General features: G+C 49.2%; 8 protein-coding genes. 1 reads left to right on the top strand and 7 read right to left on the bottom strand.

Annotated elements, in window-relative coordinates; all coding sequences use genetic code 11:
- Nucleotides 1-205 (top strand): hypothetical protein (locus DBQ51_RS16920; RefSeq protein WP_207655675.1); only part of this gene is annotated, 205 nt, incomplete at its 5' end.
- A gap of 189 nt (nucleotides 206-394) precedes the next feature.
- Here the strand turns inward: DBQ51_RS16920 and aph(3')-IIIa are convergent.
- From aph(3')-IIIa to DBQ51_RS16320, 7 genes are all read right to left on the bottom strand, one after another.
- Nucleotides 395-1189: an aminoglycoside O-phosphotransferase APH(3')-IIIa gene (gene aph(3')-IIIa, locus DBQ51_RS16350; protein ID WP_001096887.1), complete on the bottom strand. Its 795-nt coding sequence runs from the start codon at nucleotides 1187-1189 to the stop codon at nucleotides 395-397.
- 49 nt (nucleotides 1190-1238) lie between these two features.
- Nucleotides 1239-1595: a hypothetical protein gene (locus tag DBQ51_RS16345; protein WP_015543139.1), complete on the bottom strand. Its 357-nt coding sequence runs from the start codon at nucleotides 1593-1595 to the stop codon at nucleotides 1239-1241.
- A gap of 38 nt (nucleotides 1596-1633) precedes the next feature.
- Entirely contained in the window at nucleotides 1634-2116 is a 483-nt protein-coding gene (locus tag DBQ51_RS16340; protein ID WP_015517765.1) for a hypothetical protein, read from the bottom strand.
- Nucleotides 2117-2149: 33 nt separating this feature from the next.
- Nucleotides 2150-2428 (bottom strand): type II toxin-antitoxin system YafQ family toxin, encoded by a 279-nt coding sequence (locus DBQ51_RS16335; RefSeq protein ID WP_015517764.1) that lies wholly within the window; start codon nucleotides 2426-2428, stop codon nucleotides 2150-2152.
- The gene (locus DBQ51_RS16330; RefSeq protein ID WP_015517763.1) at nucleotides 2421-2687 is read right to left on the bottom strand and encodes a type II toxin-antitoxin system RelB/DinJ family antitoxin; all 267 of its coding nucleotides are present in this window, start codon (nucleotides 2685-2687) and stop codon (nucleotides 2421-2423) included. The genes DBQ51_RS16335 and DBQ51_RS16330 overlap by 8 nt, the downstream gene beginning before the upstream one ends.
- Nucleotides 2688-2939: 252 nt before the next feature.
- Complete coding sequence (locus DBQ51_RS16325) at nucleotides 2940-4391, bottom strand: hypothetical protein (RefSeq protein ID WP_199855234.1); 1452 nt, start codon at nucleotides 4389-4391, stop codon at nucleotides 2940-2942.
- Between the two features lie 415 nt (nucleotides 4392-4806).
- Nucleotides 4807-6054 carry a plasmid recombination protein gene (locus DBQ51_RS16320; RefSeq protein WP_015543138.1) on the bottom strand — a complete coding sequence of 416 codons (1248 nt, stop codon included), beginning with the start codon at nucleotides 6052-6054 and terminating at the stop codon, nucleotides 4807-4809.
- Nucleotides 6055-6136: the final 82 nt, after the last annotated feature.

Raw genomic sequence — 6136 nt, 5'->3', positions numbered from 1 at the left:
CCGGATGCTCCCTGCACCTGTCATACCCGAAATCGTAACTCCCATAAAATCGCCCCCTTTCCGCTTATTCTTCCGTCCTCTATTTTATCATAAATTTCCGCTAAAAACAACCTCTTTGTTACTTTCTGGTGAGAAAGTAACGCAAAAGCACTTTCACACCGCCACCCCATCGGTGCAGCGGTGTGAAAGTGCTTTGCGCCCCTAAAGGGGAGGGGTTGCCGGAGCTGCTTCACTGCCGGCTCGTGCCTGCTGCTCTGCCAGCTCCGGAGGGGCGCTGCCCCTGCCGTCTGCGGACGGCTCCCCGAACTTCATCCCACCGATAAACTTGAATTTGTAATTAGAGCTTTTTGCGATGTACTGATTTTCTAGATTTTTAGACATCTAAATCTAGGTACTAAAACAATTCATCCAGTAAAATATAATATTTTATTTTCTCCCAATCAGGCTTGATCCCCAGTAAGTCAAAAAATAGCTCGACATACTGTTCTTCCCCGATATCCTCCCTGATCGACCGGACGCAGAAGGCAATGTCATACCACTTGTCCGCCCTGCCGCTTCTCCCAAGATCAATAAAGCCACTTACTTTGCCATCTTTCACAAAGATGTTGCTGTCTCCCAGGTCGCCGTGGGAAAAGACAAGTTCCTCTTCGGGCTTTTCCGTCTTTAAAAAATCATACAGCTCGCGCGGATCTTTAAATGGAGTGTCTTCTTCCCAGTTTTCGCAATCCACATCGGCCAGATCGTTATTCAGTAAGTAATCCAATTCGGCTAAGCGGCTGTCTAAGCTATTCGTATAGGGACAATCCGATATGTCGATGGAGTGAAAGAGCCTGATGCACTCCGCATACAGCTCGATAATCTTTTCAGGGCTTTGTTCATCTTCATACTCTTCCGAGCAAAGGACGCCATCGGCCTCACTCATGAGCAGATTGCTCCAGCCATCATGCCGTTCAAAGTGCAGGACCTTTGGAACAGGCAGCTTTCCTTCCAGCCATAGCATCATGTCCTTTTCCCGTTCCACATCATAGGTGGTCCCTTTATACCGGCTGTCCGTCATTTTTAAATATAGGTTTTCATTTTCTCCCACCAGCTTATATACCTTAGCAGGAGACATTCCTTCCGTATCTTTTACGCAGCGGTATTTTTCGATCAGTTTTTTCAATTCCGGTGATATTCTCATTTTAGCCATTTATTATTTCCTTCCTCTTTTCTACAGTATTTAAAGATACCCCAAGAAGCTAATTATAACAAGACGAACTCCAATTCACTGTTCCTTCCTTGGAAATTCCTCGTAACCCAAGTCCAACATGCTCTGTTTTATATCCACAACCATTTGCTTTTCGTTCTTTTGTATGTACATCGACAGTAGTAATTCTGGTTTCTAAGATATCTCCATTTGCTTTATAAATACATGCATTTTCCCCTTCTCTGCACATCCCTGTTAATATGTTTCCTGTGGCAACTGTTCCAACTCCCATAATTGTAAATATATCATCAATAATCAATTCAAAATCTTCTTTTAAACACGATGGAACATCTAATCTGCTCATGTATTCTGTTTCTCGTTCTTTTTTGCTTTTACCAAATAATCCCATGGTATTCCTCCTTTAAAACTTCCGATTTGTCGTTCTGTTTAGTCCCCAAAGAACCTACTAAACCAGCTACGCTTTTGAACCGGTTCTGTCTCACGCTCCGGCTGATCGGCTCCGGCCTTTCCGGAAAGAAGCTGCTGATGCATCGTCCCAGCATGGAGCGCCTGGGCCGCTGCCGCTGTCTGCTGTGCCGTCACCAACGCCGAGCTGACCTCCGCCAGCCTTGCATTCAATTCCTCGATCTGCTTATCCTTTACAGCAAGCTGCTCACTTTTCCGGTCTAATTCTCCCTGCAACATGGCGATTAAAGCGGTTTCGCAAGTTTCGCAACTTGCTTTCGCAGGTTGCGAAACTTGCTTTCGTTCAACGCCCAAATAATGCTGATATATAGCGGATTTTTGACTTTCGCTGATTGCGAAACTTCCTTTCGCATCTTTCGCAACATGGTTTCGCCTACACCATGCACGAACTGCCTGTTCAGATACACCACATTCTGCTGCAATTTCAGTTATCACACCCGCCATATATCATCACCACTCTTTCATCTGGAACGATTCTCAAAACAAATCGCTATGAGAACCCGTCCTAATCAATTTCAAAATCAATGTCTCTCTGACAACCTTGTAAACAAGCAACCAATCCGGCTCAATGTGGCACTCTCTCATATCCTTATAGTTTCTGGAATTAGTGAGAGCGTGATCTCGATACGCCTCCGGCAACGGTTGCTCATTGCATAGCAACGTAATGACTTCTTCCAGTTTCTTCGGATTGCAACCCCGTTTTACCGCAAGCTTATAATCTCGTTTGAACTGCCCCGTAAACTCCGGCTTAAGCATTAAGTGCCTCCATCAGATCGCCAACGCTGTCAAACGGTCCAAACATATCCTCTCCCTTTTCTGCCGCTTCCATCGCCGCATAGGTAACAGCGTTCGGCTCGTCTACCTTGACCTCAAAGGGAAGTCCATGACACCTAAGTGCCTGTCGATAAAAAATGCCCGTTGCCGTACTCAAATCCATTCCGAGGGACTTAAAGAGAGCTGCCGCCTGTGCTTTCAGCTCCGGCTCCATTCTTATCGTCATATTTCCTTTAGCCATAATAGCACTCCTTTCCTCTCATTTTTAGCTTGCACTAATATTATACTCAATATTCGTGACATTTGCAAGTGCATTGCAAATGTTTTTTGCAACTTTTCTATGAACAGTGCTTTCTATATGGTAACACCGCAGCGTGTACATTTAGGGGGTGAAAAAGCCTTATTTCGCGCGGTTTTCAAGCCTCGTTTTCGGTGGGGTAATATAAAACCCTTACCCGCCCCGAAAACGCCTTGCAGGGCGTTTCTGGGGCGTTTACAGCCCTTTCTTAAATTCCTCCACCAACAGATCGCTCAAAGCCTGTGATGGGCGTATTTTGACCGTTATATGCCCCTCCGGTACGGTGTCCCACCATTTGCGGATCGTTTTCGGATCAAGTCCGGTGTCCCTATGACAATCGGCCTTGCGTCCCTCTGGATGCTCCTGCCGCCACGCATAGACTTGCGCTTTCTTTTCTTCTGCCCCTTTTTTTCTCCATGTACCGCCAGGATAATCCACTTCCTGCACCGCCCGTGCTCTTTTCAAATGCTCTTTCTGTGATCTACCATTCCTCTTGTTGCGCTCGATGCGAACATCGGTCAGAGCTTCAATATCGGAAATCGTGAAATTGTAATACTCCTTGTCGTAGGCTTCCAGCGCACTCCGTATATCTTCCTCGGTCAATGCGTTCTCATGCTTCACCATCTGCAGATCATCAAAAGCCTCTTTCATATCCTGCCGGAGCTGCTGCTTCGACACACCGCATTTGTAAGCATAGATAGCAAGGCACATCAAAAAGAAATACCGATGCCCGCCCTTTATCTCTCCGATCTGCCGCAGCCACCAATGGTAGAGCGCATACGGATCATCACCATGCACCTTTCCGGCAATGTCCCACTTCTTACGTCCTTTCTCACCTCTCACAACAACACGCTCATACCACTCCGGATATGCCTCCCTCGCCTCAGCTCGTGTCATTTTGGATGGGCTGAAAGGCTTATTGACATCCACCCTGTTTTCTGGCTTTGCGTAGGAGTTCAGATAATCCAGCGTTACCCGTTCTCCGGTCCGAAAAGCGACCAGCTCCGTCCCATGCTTGTCATTGATGCTGCCCACCATGCGGAAGCTCTGATTGATGGATTGATACTGGATCGCCTTGACCTGCGAAGTGCTGCCATACTCCCATATCCGGAAAGTGAGGTCATATTTCAGACTCTTGAGCTGAATTTTTATATTCGGGTATAGGTCAATCGGCTGCTGGAAAACATAGTAGATATGCAGCCCTGTCCCCGACAGAACAAGGAAAGTCGGCATCGGCAACCGGCGCACTCGCTCCGGATCGCCGCCAAAGCGCAGAAAGAGGTTGCGCAGCTCAGCAAGACCTACGCCGTCCAGATCGAAGATCAGAGCATACATCCGCTGGGCGTTCTCCAGCCTGTTCTCCTTTCTGCGATATGCAAGACCGCTGCACAAAGTAAGGCTGTTCCCCTCGACAAACTCCATGTAATCCTGTTCCCATGTGTCGTTATACATCTTCCTGCGCCGGAGCTTCTTATCCTCGCTCTGTTCGTCCCGATACAGATACACAGCGTTCGGATGGGAAAAATCCGTGTGCCGTTCTCCGGAGTTCTCATTGTCCGGAAACAGCTCTTTATAAAACTCATAACCTCCGACCTCCGGATATTGTGCGCTCAAATACTCGTAGCAGCCTCGATAATTCTCGGTCATATTACCACCTCACAAAAGAAAAAGTACCAAAAAGAAAATCCGCTGCGGCGGGGATCGCCTACGGGCGGGAAGGGGGAAAAGGGGGAGCAAAAGAGCGGCGGCTACGCCGCCTTAAAGAGAAAGTCACCTCCCCCTTTTCCCCCTCGCTGCGGGGCATTGAAAGTGCCGCCACTATGGAAAACCCGATGGGTTTACCACAGTGGCTTGGAAAACCTCTGACGAGGTTTACCACACTTCCAACACCCCTCCGCTCACCCCCTTTTTCCCCTCCGACTTTCTCCCTTTCAGAGAGAGAAAATATATTTTGGGAGTACCCTTACAGGGGGCTTAGATTATCAATACAGCAATTCCCTATTTTCAGTTGTTATTATAGCCTGTCCGAAAGAGATTTTCAAGCCCTCCGGACAGGCTTCTTTTACAGCTCCATGCCGCCCATTCCTCGCTGGTGTTGCTGTTGCTCCTGCTGCTGTCCGATCTCCGGATCGGGCAGCAGCTCCCTCGCCTTTTCAAGCAGAGGACGCAGACGCTCCGGCAAGTGTTCTTCCAAGAAGTCCAGCATCCGACCGATGCCGTCCGTCAGACGCTCGGTGAAGCTGCGTTCCTCCTGCAGCTCGGATTGCAGATAATAGTTTTCATCGCGCAGCCTCCGGTTTTCCTGTTCAAGCCTCTGCTGCCGCTGCGCTTCTTCCAGCCGCTTCTTCATGGACGGCACCTGTGACCGCAGACGGGTGTTTTCCTCCGTCAGCTCCTGTACCTTGTGCCGATCCGTCACGCTGCGCAGTGCCATTTTCTTTAGCTGCTCGACCTGGTCCACCGTCACGCCCTTTACTGCCCCTGTGAGCGTCTTTTCCGGCTGAATATCATGCAGGGGTGCATTTACCCTGTCAGCCTCCTTTAAGAGCCGCACAGTGCCTTTCAGAGCGTCCCGCTGCCGTTCCAGCTCAGCAACCTCCCGCTCTACTGCCGCTGTCTGCTGCTGCACCGCTTCCAGCCTCGCAGCCGCTTCCTTGAACTGCGGCAAGTCCATGTGCGGTCTGTTCGTGCCGAGAGAGATAATTTCAAAATCGTGCCGCTGGGCGATCTCCGTCAGAGCTTCTTTCTCCCGTTCCATCCACACCGCCCATTCGGTCTGCTTTCTGCCGACACCGACAAACCCCTGCTGCTTCAATGCCTGTTTCATAGATACCCTTGTAGAAAGTCCTCTTGACTGCTCCGTTGCCACAGGGATAAAATCGACATGGAGATGGGGCGTTGCCTCGTCCATGTGCAGCACCATATTGAACACCCGCAGATGGGGGTTGCGTTCTGCAAAAGACTCCGCAAAATCTTTCAGAGCTGCCGCCGCCCGTTCTCCGTCCGGCGTACCGCACCCACAGTCGCTCATGTTGCCGATCTGGAAGATCGCTTCATGGAACAGCTTTTCCTGTTTACTCTGCCGGATATGCTCATAGTAGTCCGGTATCTTATCTCTCGTTTTGGTTTTCTTTGCGTTGTAGGCTGCGAGAGCTTCATCAAAGACCATATGATAGACCTGCTTCAGATCCTCGTTGCAGAAAACAATGTTCTGCTCCGTCCGGCTCCGGTCTACATTCGCCGCTGAGAAGCTGCGGTTGTTGTGCCGGATGCTCCCTGCACCTGTCATACCCGAAATCGTAACTCCCATAAAATCGCCCCCTTTCCGCTTATTCTTCCGTCCTCTATTTTATCATAAATTTCCGCTAAAAACAACCTCTTTGTTACTTTCT

The organism is Agathobaculum massiliense (assembly GCF_900291975.1).
Taxonomy (GTDB): Bacteria; Bacillota; Clostridia; order Oscillospirales; family Butyricicoccaceae; genus Agathobaculum; species Agathobaculum ammoniilyticum.
Note: the sequence above shows the minus strand (reverse complement) of the source record. Positions and strands in the feature narration are given on the sequence as shown.